The following is a 17,446-nucleotide window of genomic DNA, read 5'->3' on the forward strand; positions in this document are numbered from 1 at the left end:
ATCTCAGCGCTCGAGGATCTCGAGCACATCATTAGCGGCCTCGCTAATCTCATCAGTGGACTCTGCAAGCCAGAGCAGCAGGTCTCTGCGAAGCTCGCGATACCCAGTTCCTCCTCGAAAGCGAGCTTTAGAATTCCGCTGCTCCTCGTTAAGGCCTGGAGCCGAGTAGGTTCTGAAATCGTAGCTGGCTAGGGATCTCATGACGTCAGCAACGAACACGCCGACGTCCTGCTTCTTAAGCGACTTTAGGGAATCGCCAATGCCAATAGTCGAAGTCCCATCAGAAAAAGCTCCCTCGGGCCATGCTCGAAGGTTGAGTGCTTCGGACCGTACCCAGCACAGATCGTTGACAACCGCCATGATTGCTCTCACGCCCTGGTCAGTGTTGGGTAGGGTTTTTGAACCCCTGAACGCAGCGTCGCCGCCAAGGACCTCCTCTGGCTCTGCTTCCCGCAATACCTCGGCCCACTCCGCATCGCAATCACCGATTGCCACCTCAAGTTCGCTCCACAGGTGAATCACGAATGCAGCCTGTTGGGCGCGGGTCCATGGCAGAACGGCATTCTCCTCCCCCATGCGCGACCCAAACAGGCCGCCAATCTGAACCCGTCGTCCCTCCCATGACTTGATGAAAGTGGCAGTGAGCGAGCGAATCCACGCCGCCTGCGAGACCGCTTGGCGGCCGCCCTCGCCCAGCATGTCGATGCGGTCGTGCCAGGGGCTGTCCGCGTAGGACCAGAGTGCCTCAGTGAGTTCTTGGGCCCTCGTCTCGCGGTAGACCGGCAGGCCTTCGACCCTATCCAGCCAGTCTTCGGTTCGAAGCAATGGGTAAAGGTCGTATGCAAGGCTAGTGTTGATCTTCTTAGGCTTGATATTGATCACGTAGAAGAGATAAGCCTGCCAGCTAATATCGAGACCATAGAATGCAACAACCGGCAGCTCAAACTCCCCGTCAAGCTCCGAAGTCTCCTCGAAAGCCCAGAGACGGTGCTGTCCATCAATGATCTCAATTGGTGGCAGCTTGGTTGGCGTCCACCGGACGTCGCTCGTGGTAGCCGGGAGATGTATAGTTGAAAGCGTTTCGGCATCTGAGATAGAAATGAGGTCGCTTTGCGCGACGGTCTCGCCCTGCCTATCATCCTTCGGTGTGAGGATGTTGACTACTAGTGCGGTCGGTAGCCATCCAGGCTTGATGAGGTCATCAAAGTCTCCGGAACGTTGCTTGGTTTTCGAAAGGGATGACCATGGGTAGCCACGGCGCACGAACTGTGCTATTTCCATGGAGCGCCCTTCGTCGTGCCGCCGCTGCACGCCGAGGTCTGCCTTGCGTGCAGTCTTCCCTTTGGTTGAACGTCGGCGAATGCCTGAGAGAGCGCGGAGCTGACTCGCCGAGATTGTGAACAGGTAGAAGTGTCCTGGCGGTCGGCGTCGGTGTTCGGCAGGGTCGAAGAGTACGTCGTCCCACGTGTCCAGCCACTGCTGGACGCGAAGGGCCGGGATCTTGGTGGGCCGCTTCTTCTTCTTGTCCGTAGGCATCGTCTGGCGAGCCTAATCGCCGCCTACGACAGCGTCAGCGAGGGCGCTCGCCTGTCGTGCCCCCTCGGTAGCCTCCTGGGGTGAGTCTGGATCGGTTCTCGTCGGCGGTTCGGGGGTGGTTCGATGCGTCGTTCCCGGAGCCGACCGCGGCGCAGGCCCAGGGGTGGGAGGCGATCGCCTCTGGTGAGCACACGCTGATCCTCGCCCCGACGGGCTCGGGCAAGACCCTCGCCGCCTTCCTGTGGGGGATCGACCGGTTGATGACCGAACCGGTCCCGGACAAGGAGCGCCGCACCCGCATCGTCTACCTCTCCCCGCTGCGGGCCCTGGCGGTCGACGTCGAGAAGAACCTGCGGGCCCCGCTCACCGGCATCTCCCTCGCCGCCGAACGCCTCGGCGAGACCGTCCATCACCCCACCGTCGGCATGCGCACCGGCGACACCCCCGCAGACGAGCGCCGCCAGCTCGTGCGCACCCCGCCCGACATCTTGATCACCACCCCCGAGTCGCTCTATCTGATGCTGACCAGCAAGGCCCGGGAGACCCTGGCCAACGTCGAAGCGGTCATCGTCGACGAGATCCACGCCATGGCCCCCACCAAGCGGGGCACGCATCTGGCCCTCACCCTCGAACGCCTCGAGGAGGTCACCGACCGCCCACCCCAGCGCATCGGCCTGTCGGCCACCCAACGCCCCCTCGACGAGATCGCCCGCTTCCTCGGCGGCCGCGACGACCACGGAACCAACCGCCCGGTCACCATCGTCGACGCCGGCTCCACCAAGACCCTCGACATCGAGGTCGTGGTCCCCGTCGAGGACATGGGCGCCCTCGGCGAGATCATCGAACCCGGCGCCGGCGGCCTCCCACCCGACGTCGGTGCCCCCGGCGGCGCGATCCGCCGCTCGATCTGGCCCTCCATCCACCCCACGCTCCTCGAACTCATCCAGGAGCACCGCTCCACCCTGGTGTTCGTCAACGCCCGCCGCCTGGCCGAACGCCTCGCCACCCGCCTCAACGAGCTCGCCGTCGACGGCCGGCACACCGACGGCCCACTCATCGAAGGAGATGCCCTCGGCGCACCTCCCAGCGAGGACCAGACCCCCGACCTGGTGCGGGCCCACCACGGTTCGCTCAGCCGAGAACGCCGCCTCATCATCGAAGACCAGCTCAAGTCCGGCACGCTCAAGGGCCTGGTCGCCACCAGCAGCCTCGAGCTCGGCATCGACATGGGCGCGGTCGACCTCGTCATCCAGGTCGAATCCCCCGGCGCGGTGTCCCGAGGCCTGCAACGCATCGGCCGGGCCGGCCACCAGGTCGGCGAACCCAGCCGGGGCCGCATCTTCCCCAAGCACCGCGGCGACCTCGTCGAAGCCGCCGTCGTCGTCTCCCGCATGCACGACGGCCTCATCGAACACACCCGCTACCCCCGCAACCCCCTCGACGTCCTCGCCCAACAGATCGTCGCCATGGCCGCCCTCGACGACTGGGCCCTCGACGACCTCGCCCGCCTCGTGCGCCGCGCCGCCCCCTTCGCCGACCTCACCGACGACGTCCTGCACGCCACCCTCGACCTCCTCGCCGGCCGCTACCCCTCCGACGAGTTCAGCGAGCTGCGCCCCCGCATCGTGTGGGACCGCGTCGACGGCACCATCCGAGGCCGCGCCGGCGCCCAACGCCTGGCGGTCACCAACCCCGGCACCATCCCCGACCGGGGCCTGTTCGGCGTCTTCCTCCCCGACGGCACCCGCGTCGGCGAGCTCGACGAGGAGATGGTCTTCGAGAGCCGCGTCGGCGAGACCTTCCTCCTCGGCGCCACCACCTGGCGCATCGACGACATCACCCACGACCGGGTCGTCGTCATCCCCGCCCCCGGCCAACCCGGCAAGATGCCGTTCTGGCACGGCGACCGCCCCGGCCGCCCCCTCGAGCTCGGCCAGGCCCTCGGCGCCTTCGTCCGCGAGATCCGGGCCATGCCCGCCGACGAGGCCACCGCCCGCCTGCGCGAGCGCCACGGCCTCGACGAGCTCGCCGCCGACAACCTCGTCGCCTACCTCGACGAACAGGCCGAGGCCACCGGCGCCGTCCCCGACGACCGCACCATCGTCGTCGAGAAGTTCCGCGACGAGATCGGCGACTGGCGGGTCTGTGTCCTCTCACCCTTCGGCGCCCAGGTCCACGCCCCCTGGGCCATGGCCCTGCGCGAACGCCTCACCGAACGATGGGGCATCGACCCCGACTTCATGTGGAGCGACGACGGCATCGCCCTGCGCCTCCCCGAAGCCGTCGACGAGCTCCCCCTCGACGAGCTGCTCATCGACCCCGACGACATCGACGAGCTGGTCGTCGGCGCCCTCCCCGGCACCGCCATGTACGCCTCCCGGTTCCGCGAAGCCGCCGGCCGGGCCCTGCTGCTGCCCCGCCGCCGCCCCGACCGCCGCACCGCCCTGTGGCAGCAACGCCAGCGGGCCGCCGACCTCCAAGCCGTCGCCGCCAAGTACCCCACGTTCCCCATCTCGCTCGAGACCACCCGCGAGTGCCTCAACGACGTGTTCGACCTGCCCGCCCTGCGCCAGGTCCTCACCGACCTGCGGGCCCGCCGCATCCGGGCCGTGCCCGTCGAGACGCCCCGCTCCTCGCCGTTCTCCCAGTCGCTGCTGTTCGCCTGGATCGGCCAGTTCATGTACGACTACGACTCGCCGCTGGCCGAGCGACGAGCCGCCGCCCTCGCCCTCGACCGCGACCTGCTGCGCGAGCTGCTCGGCGCCGAGGAACTGCGCGACCTGCTCGACCCCGTCGCGCTCGTCGCCGTCGAGGACCAGCTCCAGCGCCGGATCGACGGACGCCGAGCCCGCGACGCCGACGAGCTGCACGACCTGCTGCGGGTCCTCGGACCACTGTCGATCGACGAACTGGTCGAACGCAGCGAGACCGGCGACGACGGACGGGCCGCGGTCGAGACCTGGGTGCGCGCCGGGAGACGCTGGTGGGGGAGCGGCGGGCCTACCCGGTCACCATCGCCGATGAGGCCCGCATCGCCGCCACCGACGACGCCGCCCGCCTGCGCGACGCCCTCGGCGTGGCCGTCCCCCAGGGCCTGCCCGCCGCCTTCACCGACCCGGTGCCCGACCCCGTCGGCGACCTCGTCGCCCGCTACGCCCGCACCCACGGCCCCTTCCTCACCGCCGAGGTGGCCGCCCGCTGGGGCCTCGACCGGGCCGTGGTCGAACCCAAGCTCGTCGCCCTCGAAGACGACGGGCGCCTGGTGCGGGGCGAGTTCCGGCCCGACGGCCACGAGCGCGAGTGGTGCGACCCCGACGTGCTGCGCCAGATCCGCCGCCGGTCCCTCGCCGCCCTCCGCAACGAGATCGAACCCGTCGACGGCTCGGCCCTCGCCCGCTTCCTCCCCCTCTGGCAAGGGGTTGGCACCAGCCGCCGGGGAAACGCACGCCACGGACTCGACGCCCTCGCCGACGTCGTCGCCCAGCTCCAGGGCGCCGCCCTGCCCGTGTCGGTCCTCGAAGCCGACATCCTGCCCGCCCGCCTCGACGACTACCGGCCCGCCGACCTCGACGCCCTCGCCACCGCCGGCGACATCGTCTGGATCGGCGCCGGAGCCCTCGGCGCCACCGACGGCCGGGTCCGCCTCGTGTTCCGCGACCAGGCCGCGTTGCTAGTGCCCGACCCCACTGACGAGCCGCCCGCCGAGCCCATCCACCAGGCGATCCTCGACCACCTCACCCAGCGGGGCGCCAGCTTCTGGCCCGACCTGCAGAAGGCCGTCGCCGACGCCGGCCTGCCCTACGAGGACCAACCGGTGCTGGCCGCCCTGTGGGATCTGGTGTGGGCCGGGCTGGTCACCAACGACTCGCTCGCCCCGCTGCGCGCCCTCGGCACCCGGTCGGGTCGCCGCACCGCCGGTGCCGCGCAACGATCCCGGCGGGGACGCCCCGGACGTCTGGCCCGCACCGGCCCACCCGCCGCCGCCGGCCGCTGGTCGCTCACCACACCCCTGCTCGAACCCCACCCCGCGCCCACCGAGGCCGCCCACGCCCGAGCCCAACAACTCCTCGACCGCTACGGCGTGCTCACCCGCGAGGCCGCGCTGGGGGAGGGAGCCGAAGGCGGCTTCGCCGGGGTCTACCCCCTGCTCCAAGCGTTGGAGGACCGGGGCCAGGTGCGCCGCGGCTACTTCGTCGCCGGCCTCGGCGCCGCCCAGTTCGCCCTCCCCGGAGCCGTCGACCGCCTGCGGGCCGTGCGCGAACGAGGCGATGACGCGGGCGAGGTCCTCGTCCTGGCCGCCACCGACCCCGCCCAGCCCTACGGCGCCGCCGTCGGTTGGCCCGCCACCACCTCACCCGGCGGCCGCCCCGCCCGTGCCGCCGGAGCGTTCGTCGTCATGGCCGGAGGCGAACCCGCCGCCTACCTCGAACGGGGCGGCAAGTCGGTCCTCACCTTCGCCGACCACGAGCGCGTCGACTGGCCCTCCGCCCTCGCTGCCCTGGTCGACCGGGGCCGGTTCCGCACCCTCGAGATCGCCAAGGTCGACGGCGAACCCGTCACCAACACCGACCACGCCGAACGCCTCGCCGCCGCCGGCTTCGTCCCCGGCTACCGAGGCATGATCCGCCGCCACGACCGCCGCTGACCACCCTCCGGCCGAGATCTCGCGAATCTGTCGCGTCCAGCGCGACAGATCCGCGCAATGTGGTCTGGGGTGGACGGGTCGAGCGGGCGCCCGGTCAGAGCAGGCGGATCTCGGTGCCGCTGACCACGACCGTCTCGCCGGCCCGCCCTCGGTCGGTGGCCTGCATCTCGACCGCCGTGAGCTGATCGGGCGAGCCGTCCGGCCCCGACACGACCCGCACCACACCCCCGTCGAGCTCGATGGTGCGGTCGTCGCCGACTGCCCGGCCGACCAGGCGACCGAACCGCTCGGCGAGCGCATCCGGGTCGACGGAACGGAGCTCGACGCCGACGATGCCGTCGACGACGCCGGTGTGCGCGTGGCCCTGCCAGGCCCGACCGCCCCACGCCCAGCCATCGGGCGGGTCCATCGTGTCGAGCGAGATGAGCGTGCCGCCGGTGTCGGCCGGATGCAGGTGCAGACCCGACGCCTCGACGCCGTGGACACGAGCAGGAGGCGCGTCATAGACCACGCGCACACCCAACTCGTCGACCCGTTCGCGAGCGGCGTCGCGATCGCCGACCTGGAGGATGAGCATGTAGCCGCCCGGTCCGCCGTGTTTGGCGAGGAACCGGGCCGACGGCGCGGTGTCGGCCACCGGCTGGAGGATCTCGAGGAAGGTGTCGCCCACCGCGAACACCGTGTTGCGCATCTCGAACACGTTCGGCGGATCGCGATGCACCCCGGCGATGTCGAGCTCGGCGACGAGCTGCTTCTCGTCCCGCCAGATGTCGTCGGTGCAGAGGGCGACCTGCCGGATGCGGACGGGGTCGGCGGGGGATCTGTCGGCGCGAGGTGGGACGCTCATCGGCCGGTGAAGGTCGGTGTGCGCTTCTCGAGGAACGCCTTGGCCGCCTCCCGCGAGTCCTCGGTGAGCCCCGAGCGGATGTGGCGGTCAGCCTCGCGATCGAGCGCCTCGGAGAACGACACGTGGTCGGCGTCGTTGAGGTTCGCCTTGATCGAGGCGGCGGTCAGCGGAGCGAACGACGCCGCCCGAGTGGCCTTGTCGCGCACGAAGTCGGCGAACTCGTCGTCGGGCACCACGGCGGAGACGAGACCGATCCGCAGCGCCTCGTCCGCCCGGAACTTCTCGGGCATCAGGTAGAGCTCCCGGGCCTTGGCCGGCCCGACGATGCGGGGCAGCGTCCACGTCCCGCCGAAGTCGCCCGACAGCCCCGCGGTGAGGAAGGCCGAGTTGAACACGGCGGACTCGGCCGCGTAGCGGAGGTCGCACGCGCACGCCCACGAGAAGCCGGCACCGGCACATGCCCCGTTGATGGCGGCGATGGTGACCTTCGGCATCTCACGCAGGAGCTGCGAGCTGCGCATGTGGTAGCGCAGGTCGCTGATCGATCGCTCGACCGACCCCGGACCGATCGATTGGCCCGGAGCGCCCCGGTTGCCGGCCGCCATGTCGCGCAGATCGCCGCCGGCACAGAACGCCCGTCCCGTCCCGGTCAGCACCACTGCCCGCACGTCGCCATCGGACGCGGCCGCAGCGAGATAGGCGTTGGTGAGCGGCAGGAGCTCGCCGCCCATCGTGTTCATCGACTCCGGACGGTTGAGCGTGATCGTCGCCACCCCGTCGCCGACCTCGTACTCCACGTCGGCCATTGCTCGAGATCCCCCTCCTGGGCCGACCGCTGCGGCGACCCGAGCCCGACACTACGCGGCTATGTTCGACCGATGCGTTTTCGACCCGTCCCTGCGATCCTCGCCCTGTTGCTGCTCGCCGGCGCATGCTCGTCGGACTCGACCGACGACGACGCCGCACCCGACCCGTCCCCCGAGACCAGCGCCCAGCCCGAGTCCGAGGACGACGACGAGACCGACACCACGGCGACCACCGAACCCGACGTATCCGACGGCACCGACCCACTGCCTCCGCTTCCCGACGACGTGGCCCTGCCGATCGTGTTCGTCCATGGCTTCGCCGGCTCGGCCCAGCAGTTCGAGTCCCAATCCATGCGCTTCGTGGCCAACGGCTACCCCCAGGAGCGGATCGTCGCCTACGACCACCACGGCGCCGGCCTCGACATTCCCGCCTATGTCGCCGGTCTGGCCGAGGTGATCGACGAGACGCGGGCCACCTTCGACGTCGACCAGGTGTATCTGGTGGGCCACTCCCGAGGAACCTCGGTGTCGTCGACCTACCTCGAGGACCCGGACCGGGCGGCGACGGTGGCCAAGTACGTGGCCATCGACGGTCGACCGTGTCCCGACGTCGTCCCCTGTGTCGCCCCGACACAGGACGAGTTCCCCGGCCAGTCCCACGTCGAGGTGGCCACCTCTCCCGAGTCCTTCGTCATGCAGTACGAGTTCCTCGTGGGCGACGAGCCCGAGGTCGTCGACATCGTTCCCCAACGCGCTCCTGTCGAGATCTCGGGTCGGGCGGTGGAGTTCCCCGCCAACACCGGCCGCGACGCGACGCTCACCATCTGGGCGATCGATGCTGGCACTGGCCAGCGCGTCGGCGACGAGCCCCGCACCACGATCGAGCTCGGTCCCGACGGCGGGTTCGGTCCGGTCCAGGTCGAGACCGGCGCCCACTACGAGTATGCGCTCACCGGCGAGGGATCTCCGGTGGTCCACCACCTCTACCTCCAGCCCTACCTCCGCAGCAGCCACCTGGTGCGCCTCCTGTCGTCGGAACCCGACGGGAACACCCGGGTCAACACCAACGTCGGAGCGGACCACACCGCGCTCGTGGTGATGCGGATGCGCGAGTGGTACGCCCAGGGAGAGAACGCCGATGTGTTGGAGATCAGCGTCGACGGCGGCGAACCCATCGACGCCATGGTCGACTTCGTGGGCAACGGCGCCATCGGGCTCCACATCCACGACGACGCGGCGACCCCCGGCGAGACGACACTCGAGCCGTTGCCGTACTTCTCCGAGCAACCGTTCCAGAGCGGGATCGACATGTATCTGCCGGCGACGCCCGACGGCAGCGGGACCATCTCGTTGACGAACCTGCCTCGCGGCGATGCCGACCGGCCCCAGACCCTCAACGTGCCCCGCTGGCCGTCGAGCGAGCACTCGGTGAGCGTGGTCTTCACCGACTGGCCGGTCGATCCGCCGAGCTGAGCGCACCGCTCGCCCGGTTCAGGCGGGATCGGTCTGGGCGCCGGCCTCGTCCTCGGTCGCTGCACGCTCGGCGCGGGACTCGATGAAGAACGCGCCGAGCGTCGCCGCCACCGAGGCGAACACCACGACGGCATACCCCTGGAGCACGAGGGAGAGGAGCCGCCCCCAGAAGGTGACCGGCAGCTCGACCATGGTGCCGCTGATGGCGACGTTGGCGGCCCACCAGATCCCGTCGCCGAGCGAACCGGCGTCGCCCGACCGGCCCTCGGCGAGGTGGAACAGCTGGCCGCCGGAGAAGATGACCACCCCCGTCACCACACCGAGGAAGGCCAAGCGGCTGCCGAGCAGCGAGCGAGCGGTGCCGATGGTCCGGTAGGACGAGCCGACGATCCTGGCTGCCGGAAGCGCACGAAAGGCCCGCACCGCTCGCACGACACGAAAGACCCGAAGTATCGGGAGGGCGAGGAACAGCACCGACGGCCATCGACGACGGAGGAAGCGGAGCGGGTGGCCCGAGACGGTGATCTTGAGGGCGAACTCGGCGATGAAGATCCCCCAGATGACGTGTCCGGCCAGGGTCAGACCGCCGCGCTGCTGCGACGGTGCGATGAGCTCGTAGGCCACCAGTGCTGCCCACACCACCGCCAGGACCGCCATGGGGATGTCGAGACGCTGCTCGACCAACGCGGCCGCGCGTTCGCGTGGGGTGGGTTCGGAGTCCGGCGGCGAGTCGATCGTTCCCGGGGTCTCGGACGCGAGGTCCGGCCGGCCGTCCTCGCGTGTGTGTGCGGTGACCACCTCGGGTGCCTACCCCCACAGGCGCGTCGGCACACGGAACCGGCGGCTGTGCTTGAGGCGGGCCCGAGACGGGTAGGGGCGGGGCCTACGAACCCAATCGGGAGTGAACCATGAGCGTGTACCGAGTGATCGACATCATCGGGACCAGCACCGAGTCGTGGGAGGACGCGGCCAAGACGGCAGTGAAGACTGCGGGAGGCAGCGTTCGCGACCTGCGCGTCGCCAAGGTGGTCGATCAGGATCTCGACATCACCGAGGACGGCAACGTGACGTTCCGGGTCAAGCTCGAGCTGTCGTTCAAGTACGAAGCGAACAGCTGACGCACCTGGCGGGCCGAGAAACTGCTGAACCCGCATCGCCGCCACCGACGGCGACCGAGTGCCACGCCGCCGTTCAGATCTGCAGGGTCTGGGCGGGGCGGATCACCAGTTCGGGGATGCTGAGCCGCAGCGGCTGGGCGACCACGAAGGCGACCGCCTCGGCGATGTCGTCGGGCGTGGCGATGTGGGTGGCCAGCGCGGCCTGAGCCTTCTCCAGCACCTCCTCGGGCAGTCGGTCCCCCGGGGTGAAGTCGACCTCTACACCAGCGAGTGCAGCGACCCCCTGCAAAGTCGCTGCTGGCCGGGGCTCAGACCTCCACCGCCAGGTCGTGGCTGATGTGAGCGTGCGCATCTACTCCTCGCTCCTGCCCACCGTCATGGCGGGATCGGCCCGCCAACGGCCACGGCTGGCCCGCGAGTTCAAGACCGCCCTCGCCTCCTACTGGCAGTCCTTCGATACCACCCCCTGAGGCTCGACCACGACCACGACCCGGTCGGCGGCCCGGTGCCGCCAACCTCGACTCGGGCCAGAGCGTGTCGGCGCGAGGTGGGACACCCATCGCCGTCTACGGAGAAGCCGCTCGCGGATCGACCACGTCCTCCCGCCTCGGCCTTGAACGACGCCACGAACGAGCTCGGGGTTCCATAGCCGACCGTCGCCGCCGTGGTCGTCACCGAGGTGCCGTCGGCCAGGCTCCAGGGATCGCAACACCCGCGCCCGCCGATGCCAAGCGGCGAGGGTCATGGCAACCTTGCGTCGAGGTACAGCGCCCGCACCGCGGTACGCCCCCGCGTCTGGACGGTCAGAGACCGCGCGATGTCCCCTCGACCTGGACCGTCCGGGCGATCAGGCGCTGCTCACCGTGCTGCTCGACCAGCTCGACGATCTGCGCTCGGCTCCGCACCCTCACCGACGGTTTCGTGGTCGGTCATCTCATGTTCTTCAAAGACCCGTCCGGCAACGCCGTCGGGCTCATCGAGTACCAGCCCGACGCCGGGTAGGCGCGACAACGGTGGTCTCCCCGAGCAGTTGTCGGCGAGAGGTGGAACGCCCCATTCCCCGGTCGCCTCGTTCCCGAGCCGGTCACCCGGCACCATCCGGGCGCGCTGGTCCTCATGTCCCCAGGAACCCGCCGTAGGGACTCGGTGTCAGATCCTGATCACGCAGACGGGTGTAGTGCTCGCTCTGGAGCAGTGCCGCCAGCTGCCCTCGGCTGGCGACGCCCATCCTCGAGTAGACGGCCTTGCGGTGGTCGTTCGCGGTGTGCTCGGAGATGTCCAGCTCGCGGGCGATCTCGACCATCGAGTGGCCGAGCAACAGCAGGCCCAAGACCTCGCGCTGGCGGGGAGTGAGGCCATAGGCGTTCATCAACATCGCCCCCACCTCGGGCTTGCGTGCCCGGTCGACGATCACGGCCACGGTCCCGTCCCGAGCGGTCAGCGATGACGCAACCAGCGACAGCATGAGCGAGTCGTCGAGGGTGACCATCATCTGCGTGCCCTCCCACTCCGGCCGTTTGCGCAGCGCGGCAGCGGTGGACACTGCCGCAGTGACCAGCTTGTCCCCGCCGAGGTCGAGCCACCGCTGGGCGGGCTCGGTCAGCGCGTCGACCCGACCATCGGGATGGGCGAGCACGATTCCCGGTGGATCATCCAGTGCCCCCGGCTGGTGGGCCGCAGCTCGCAGCAGTGCCAGGCGAACTGCGTCGGCGACCCACGACGAGATCGACGCCAGCACCTCGGACTCGGCGCGGGTGAAGGTCCCGGATGCCCGGTACAGCGACACCGAGCTCCACGCCGTCCCGGCCGTCCACATGATCCCCCGCAACTCGTCGGTGACCCCGAACCCCTCGAGCAGGTTCCGATATCGGCGGGCCCTGCGCAGGTCGCCATCTGTGACCTCGCTGAGGATGGCGACCACCGCTCGATCGGCGAGCAGCGTCTGGACGCTCGCGGGCTCGTCGTCGGTGAACTCCTCGGCGAACAGCCGGGCCTCGCGCTCGGGGTCCTTGTCGATCCCGGTCATGGTGCACGAGGTGAACAGTCCGGTGGCGGGGTCGAGCGTCGACCAGGCCCCCACCTCGAACCCCACGGCAGGACGGAGGAGCTGATCGAACTCGAGGTAGAGCTCGTCGAGATCGAGACCCGCGCGGGCCAGCCCCGCGGCCCGGCGCTCCAGGTTCGTCGATCCCATGTGTCGAACCATAGGTCGCAGCGGTGTGGCGGCCCATCCCCGGAAGTGGGGATGGGCCGGTCGGCTACCGCTTCGTACCGTCAGCTCATGGCACTCACCGAGCAACGCGACGACCCCGACGACCGACCAGCGGCCGCCATCCCGACCAAGGTGAAGGTGCAGCGGTTCTTCGCCAAACACCTCACCAAGCCCGGCCCCCACCGGTGGATGTACTCAGCGACCGGTGGATTGATCGGGGGCCGCCTTCCCGGCGTGCAACCTCGGGTGCTGTTGCTGACCACCACTGGCCGCGTCACCGGCAAGCGACGGACCACCCCGGTCGTCTACTTCGAGATCGGGGACCGCGTCGTCGTGGTGGGGACCAACAGTGGGGCCGACCATGATCCGCAGTGGACCCGCAACCTGGATGCCGACCCTCGGGCCACCATCCAAACGGGACGGAGCTTCCGCCAGGTGCGATCCCGCAGGACGACCGGCGACGAGCGCGCTTGGCTGTGGGAGGAGATCGTGGCCATTCATCCCCTGTTCGCCACCTACGAAGAAGACACCGACCGTGACCTTCCCGTGATGGTGCTCGTACGAGTCGGGGCGCGACGACCGAGCCGTCCGGGTCAAGATGGCGCGGTACACCGTCCGACAGCCTGAGGGAGGACCATGGCCGCAGTGGTGCGGATCGGACTGCTCGGCGCCTCGCGCATCGCTCCGCCGGCAGTGATCGACGCGGCGCACCGCGTCGAGCGCGTTGAGGTCGTGGCGGTGGCGGCCCGGGACCGGCATCGGGCCGAGGCGTTCGCGGCGGACCACGGTGTGGCCGAGGTGTTCGACTCGTACGAGGTCCTCGTGGGCTCCGACCGGATCGACGCGGTCTACGTCGGCCTCCCGCCGTCGGGACACGAACCGTGGACCGTCGCTGCGCTCGAAGCCGGCAAGCACGTGCTGTGCGAGAAGCCGTTCGCGTGCACCACCGCGCAGGCGCTGCACATGGTCGAGGTCGCCGAGCGGACCGGGCTGGTGCTCTGCGAAGCGTTCCACTGGCGCTACCACCCCCTTGCGGCCCGACTCGCGGAGGTGCTCACCGGAGATCTCATCGGCCCGGCCCGCCACATCGAGGCCGCGTTCTCGGTTCCGATCACCGACCTGTCCGACCTCCGTCACGATCCTCGCCTCGGTGGTGGGGCGATGATGGATCTCGGCTGCTACGCCGTGCAGTGGGCCCGGTTCGCGGCCCGTGGTGAACCCGAGGTGGAACGGGTCGAGGTGGTCGAAGGCGAACCGGGCATCGACCTGTCGATGGAGGCCATCTTGCGCTTCGCCGACGGTGCCGAGGCGCGAGTCGTCACGTCGATGGCTCCCGACACCCGTTTCGAGGCCCGGCTCGAGGTGTCGGGTGTCGACGGGACGGTGTTGGTCGACAACCCGCTGGCGCCCCATCTCGGTCATCGCCTCGTGATCGACACCTCCGAAGGTCAGACCTCCGAGACGGTCGAGGGCGAGGCGACCTATGTCCACCAGCTTCGGGCCTTCGTCGCCGCGGTGCTCGACGGAGAGGTCCTGCCCACCGGCGGGGTCGACGCCGTCGCCACGATGAGGATCATCGAGGATTGCTACGCCCAGGCGGGGCTTCCCGTTCGGGGCCACTGATCTGAACCCGGCGGCTCTGGAGCACTGCGGCGGCAGTGCGTTCACCGCTGAACATGGCGCCCTGGATCGAGGCGGTGTCACGGTGGTCGCCGCACACGAAGACCCCGTCGCCGAGCGCGACCCGCCGCTTGGGCGCAAACGGGGGTGTCTGGAGCGGCTGGCCGTGAGGGATCACGTCGGTGCGGAGATGGTCCCAATCCGTGGTGACCGAGCCGAACCAGCGGGCGAGCTGGGCCCGGACCCGATCGGTGAGGTTGGGGTCGAGCGCCTCGGCACCGGGCACCGCGGCGACGATGAGGGAGCGGCCGGGCGGTGCGTAGGTCGGTGCCGCCTCGGTCATCACCATCACGTTGCGGGCCGGACCGCTGGCCGCGCCGTCGAGCATCAGGACCGGACCCGACCGGGGCGCCGAGGCGGTGGCGAACCAGCAGGCCGCGGCGGCTCGCGAGCCGGGATCGGGGACCCGTGAGCCAAGGAGACGATGCGCGGTCGGCCCGTCGGTCGCGACCACCACGGCACGGGCGTCGATGCGCTCACCGCCATCGAGGATGACGCCGGTGTGGGTGCGGGTGGTGGCGAGCTCGCGGACGGGGGAGTCGAGTCGGATCGTCCCGTCGGGAAGGGAGGCGGCGAGCTGGTCGGGGATCGCGCCCATGCCCGAGCGGGGGACCCCGGTGCCACCCACGGCCAGCATGCGCAGGATCGCGTCGAAGCGACGGCGCGACACCTCCAGGTCGGGGTCGAGCTGGATGCCCGAGAAGAGCGGACGCCAGAAGCGCTCGATCATGGTGTCGGAGAAGCCGGCTGCCCGGAGACGCTCGTCGGTGGACATGTCGGGCCGGCGCAACAGGTCGGGCACCGAACGGAGCCCCACGTCGGCGACGAGGCGGGCGAGGCGGAGCTTGTCGGCGAGGCCGCCGATAGGGGCGCCGAGGGTCTGGAGAGCGAGGGTGGGTCGGCGGAGTGGGTCGGCGAGCCGGTGGAAGCGGTCCCCGGTCCACACGTGCGCGCCGGGTTCGAAGGGGGCGACGTCGAGCGCGTCGAGGTCGAGGCGGCTGCGGACCTGGGGATAGGCGGTGAGCAGGATCTGAAAGCCACGGTCGAGCCGGTAGCCGTCGCCCAGGTCGGTACGGACCCGGCCACCCACGCCGTCGGCGGCCTCGACCACCGTGCACTCGAGGCCGGATCGGGTCAGGTCCTGGGCGCAGGTGAGGCCGGCCAGCCCCGCTCCGACCACGACGACGTCGATCATTACCCGAGGCTACGAGGCTGTCACACCATCCCGCTAGCCTCGAACGCATGTTCGATACGCTCGACATAGAGGCCCGCCTCGAGGAGCTGGTGGGCTCGCTGCTCGTCGGTTCCCAGCTGCCCAACGCCGGTGGCCTCGACGGGGCGGTGCGCGGTGGCGAGATGTCGCGGGACCAGGCCGCCGAGATCGCCCACGTGCTGCGCGAGCGCCCCGATCTCGACGCCGAGGCCGAACTGATGGCCGCTGTCTGCCTCGCTCCCCACTCTCGACGGAGCACTCGTCGACCGGGCACTCGACTTCTTCCAGGCCGCGGCGTTCGACGACGCCCGACGTGACGGCATGCGCGAGCCCTTCTCCGCCTATCGAGCGGATGCGCTCGTGCGCATGGCTCGAGCCGCTCTCGGCGACGACGGTGAGCGTGTCGGGTGCTCCTCCGACGCGGGCGACGCCGAGCCCCGGTCCACCCGACCGCGCCGAGGGGTGCCGCGGGCACGGTCGTCGTCGGTGCGTCACGCCATCGTGGTCACGGTCCCACACGCCGCGTTCTGGCGGGGCCACACCACCGCCGGCGAGACCTGCGAAGTTCCCGGCGTGGGGACGGTGCCGGTGTCGGAGGTCCACAAGCTGCTGGACGATGACCCGATCATCAAGACGGTGGTCACCAAGGGCCGCGACATCACCGCCCTCGGAACCGCCACCCGCAGCATCAAAGAAGACCTCCGCCTCGCGGTGGCGCTCAGCAGCGACGGCACCTGTGAGGTCCCCGACTGCGAAGCACGCCGCTTCGTCGAGCTCGACCACGAATGGGAGTACCACAAGGGCGGGCCCACCACCTACGACAACCTCCGACCCTTGTGCACGTTCCACCACGACCTGAGAACCAACCACGGTTACGAGCTCCAGGGCACCCCCGGCAACTACGAATGGATCGCCCCCGACGGCACCGTGCTTGCCGCCGAGCGCTCGGCCACCCCGGTCTGACCTCGGCGCTCCCAGCACTTCCCCCGACTTCCCACCCGTTCCTTGACAACCGAATAGTGCAATGGGACGACGGGCCGGTCAGACGCCGGGTTCCTGGTCGAGCGCGATCCGGTCGAGGAGCCAGCGACGGTTGTAGCGCTGGAGCACGATCGGATAGGCGTTCAGCGCGACGTTGAACGCCATGGTCCACGCCGCGGCCGGCCACCAGCCCTGCACGGCAGCGTGGCTGGCCACCAGCGCCATGGTGGCGAACAACCAGGCGTGGCCGGTCTCGGGTTCGCGTCGGGCCGTAGGATCGTCGTCGTGAGTGAGCCCGAACCGACCCCGACCGGTGATTCCGCAGCACCGCCAACGTGCGCCCCCATCACCTTGTGGGGTAACCCCGTCCTGCGACGCCGAGCCGAGCCGGTCACCGTGTTCGACGCGAGCGTTCAGCGCCTCGTCGACCAGCTCTTCGAGACGATGTACGCCATCGACTCCGGAGTCGGCCTGGCCGCCAACCAGATCGGTGCCCTCCAGCGGGTGTTCGTGTTCGACTGCCGCGACGGGCTGGTCGGCCACGTCGTCAACCCCGTCGTCGAGGTGATCGGACCCGACCTGCAGGACGGGGGAGAGGGGTGCCTGTCGCTCCCTGGTATCGGCATGGACACCGTTCGGTCGCTGCGCGCCCGGGTCACCGGCCAGGACGCCACGGGCGACGACATCGCCTACGAGGGTGAGGGCCTACGTGCTCGAGCCTTCCAGCACGAGACCGACCACCTCGACGCACGCCTCTACATCGACCTGCACCCCGCCCGCACCCGCCGCAAGCTCGAGAAGGAGATGCGGGACTCCGAGTGGTTCGGCCACCACTCCCTCGACCCCGCCTCCGAGCTCTACCGGCGGGCCCAGGGCTTCGACGACGAGGACGCCGAACCGATCGACCCCGTCGAGTAGCGGCACCCGTCCCGGTT

17 protein-coding genes are annotated in these 17,446 nt (G+C 70.0%); 9 read left to right on the plus strand and 8 right to left on the minus strand.

Features of this window, described 5'->3' with window-relative positions:
* Nucleotides 1-3 precede the first annotated feature (3 nt).
* Nucleotides 4-1,536: a DGQHR domain-containing protein gene (locus U5K29_15920; GenBank protein ID MDZ7680027.1), complete on the minus strand. Its 1,533-nt coding sequence runs from the start codon at nucleotides 1,534-1,536 to the stop codon at nucleotides 4-6.
* A gap of 80 nt (nucleotides 1,537-1,616) precedes the next feature.
* Between U5K29_15920 and U5K29_15925 the strand changes: the two genes are divergently transcribed.
* Nucleotides 1,617-5,210 (plus strand): DEAD/DEAH box helicase, encoded by a 3,594-nt coding sequence (locus tag U5K29_15925; GenBank protein MDZ7680028.1) that lies wholly within the window; start codon nucleotides 1,617-1,619, stop codon nucleotides 5,208-5,210.
* 1,065 nt (nucleotides 5,211-6,275) lie between these two features.
* On the opposite strand, the gene U5K29_15930 is transcribed toward U5K29_15925, so the two are convergent.
* Both U5K29_15930 and U5K29_15935 read right to left on the minus strand, forming a co-directional pair.
* Entirely contained in the window at nucleotides 6,276-7,028 is a 753-nt protein-coding gene (locus U5K29_15930) for a VOC family protein (protein ID MDZ7680029.1), read from the minus strand.
* Complete coding sequence (locus U5K29_15935) at nucleotides 7,025-7,834, minus strand: enoyl-CoA hydratase (protein MDZ7680030.1); 810 nt, start codon at nucleotides 7,832-7,834, stop codon at nucleotides 7,025-7,027. Before U5K29_15935 ends, U5K29_15930 begins: the two co-directional genes overlap by 4 nt.
* Nucleotides 7,835-7,906: 72 nt before the next feature.
* On the opposite strand from U5K29_15935, the gene U5K29_15940 reads away from it, so the two are divergent.
* The gene (locus tag U5K29_15940) at nucleotides 7,907-9,307 is read left to right on the plus strand and encodes an alpha/beta fold hydrolase (protein ID MDZ7680031.1); all 1,401 of its coding nucleotides are present in this window, start codon (nucleotides 7,907-7,909) and stop codon (nucleotides 9,305-9,307) included.
* Between the two features lie 18 nt (nucleotides 9,308-9,325).
* Here the strand turns inward: U5K29_15940 and U5K29_15945 are convergent, their stop codons facing one another.
* Nucleotides 9,326-10,105, minus strand: coding sequence for an ion transporter (locus U5K29_15945; protein ID MDZ7680032.1), 780 nt, complete (start codon nucleotides 10,103-10,105; stop codon nucleotides 9,326-9,328).
* A gap of 110 nt (nucleotides 10,106-10,215) precedes the next feature.
* Here U5K29_15945 and U5K29_15950 point away from each other — a divergent pair, with 110 nt between their 5' ends.
* A complete protein-coding gene (locus U5K29_15950; GenBank protein ID MDZ7680033.1) occupies nucleotides 10,216-10,425 on the plus strand; it encodes a dodecin family protein in 210 nt (69 codons plus the stop codon).
* Nucleotides 10,426-10,498: 73 nt separating this feature from the next.
* Here the strand turns inward: U5K29_15950 and U5K29_15955 are convergent, their stop codons facing one another.
* Complete coding sequence (locus U5K29_15955; protein MDZ7680034.1) at nucleotides 10,499-10,645, minus strand: hypothetical protein; 147 nt, start codon at nucleotides 10,643-10,645, stop codon at nucleotides 10,499-10,501.
* Nucleotides 10,646-10,754: 109 nt separating this feature from the next.
* Between U5K29_15955 and U5K29_15960 the strand changes: the two genes are divergently transcribed.
* Nucleotides 10,755-10,895: a hypothetical protein gene (locus U5K29_15960; protein ID MDZ7680035.1), complete on the plus strand. Its 141-nt coding sequence runs from the start codon at nucleotides 10,755-10,757 to the stop codon at nucleotides 10,893-10,895.
* 644 nt (nucleotides 10,896-11,539) lie between these two features.
* Here the strand turns inward: U5K29_15960 and U5K29_15965 are convergent.
* Complete coding sequence (locus U5K29_15965) at nucleotides 11,540-12,619, minus strand: helix-turn-helix transcriptional regulator (GenBank protein MDZ7680036.1); 1,080 nt, start codon at nucleotides 12,617-12,619, stop codon at nucleotides 11,540-11,542.
* Nucleotides 12,620-12,706: 87 nt separating this feature from the next.
* Here U5K29_15965 and U5K29_15970 point away from each other — a divergent pair, with 87 nt between their 5' ends.
* Nucleotides 12,707-13,264, plus strand: coding sequence for a nitroreductase/quinone reductase family protein (locus U5K29_15970; GenBank protein ID MDZ7680037.1), 558 nt, complete (start codon nucleotides 12,707-12,709; stop codon nucleotides 13,262-13,264).
* A gap of 9 nt (nucleotides 13,265-13,273) precedes the next feature.
* A complete protein-coding gene (locus tag U5K29_15975; GenBank protein ID MDZ7680038.1) occupies nucleotides 13,274-14,260 on the plus strand; it encodes a Gfo/Idh/MocA family oxidoreductase in 987 nt (328 codons plus the stop codon).
* Here U5K29_15975 and U5K29_15980 read toward each other — a convergent pair.
* Nucleotides 14,211-15,512, minus strand: coding sequence for an NAD(P)/FAD-dependent oxidoreductase (locus U5K29_15980; protein ID MDZ7680039.1), 1,302 nt, complete (start codon nucleotides 15,510-15,512; stop codon nucleotides 14,211-14,213). The genes U5K29_15975 and U5K29_15980 overlap by 50 nt on opposite strands.
* Nucleotides 15,513-15,559: 47 nt before the next feature.
* On the opposite strand from U5K29_15980, the gene U5K29_15985 reads away from it, so the two are divergent.
* Entirely contained in the window at nucleotides 15,560-15,847 is a 288-nt protein-coding gene (locus U5K29_15985; protein ID MDZ7680040.1) for a hypothetical protein, read from the plus strand.
* A 4-nt stretch (nucleotides 15,848-15,851) separates the two neighbouring features.
* Nucleotides 15,852-16,493, plus strand: a complete 642-nt coding sequence (locus tag U5K29_15990; GenBank protein MDZ7680041.1) for an HNH endonuclease signature motif containing protein — start codon at nucleotides 15,852-15,854, stop codon at nucleotides 16,491-16,493.
* Between the two features lie 78 nt (nucleotides 16,494-16,571).
* Here the strand turns inward: U5K29_15990 and U5K29_15995 are convergent, their stop codons facing one another.
* Complete coding sequence (locus tag U5K29_15995) at nucleotides 16,572-16,829, minus strand: hypothetical protein (GenBank protein ID MDZ7680042.1); 258 nt, start codon at nucleotides 16,827-16,829, stop codon at nucleotides 16,572-16,574.
* Here U5K29_15995 and def point away from each other — a divergent pair.
* The gene (gene def / locus U5K29_16000; GenBank protein ID MDZ7680043.1) at nucleotides 16,797-17,429 is read left to right on the plus strand and encodes a peptide deformylase; all 633 of its coding nucleotides are present in this window, start codon (nucleotides 16,797-16,799) and stop codon (nucleotides 17,427-17,429) included. The two genes, U5K29_15995 and def, sit on opposite strands and share 33 nt — an antisense overlap.
* Nucleotides 17,430-17,446 lie beyond the last annotated feature (17 nt).

It is taken from the genome of Acidimicrobiales bacterium, assembly GCA_034521975.1.
In the GTDB taxonomy this organism is placed as follows: Bacteria; Actinomycetota; Acidimicrobiia; order Acidimicrobiales; family SKKL01; genus SKKL01.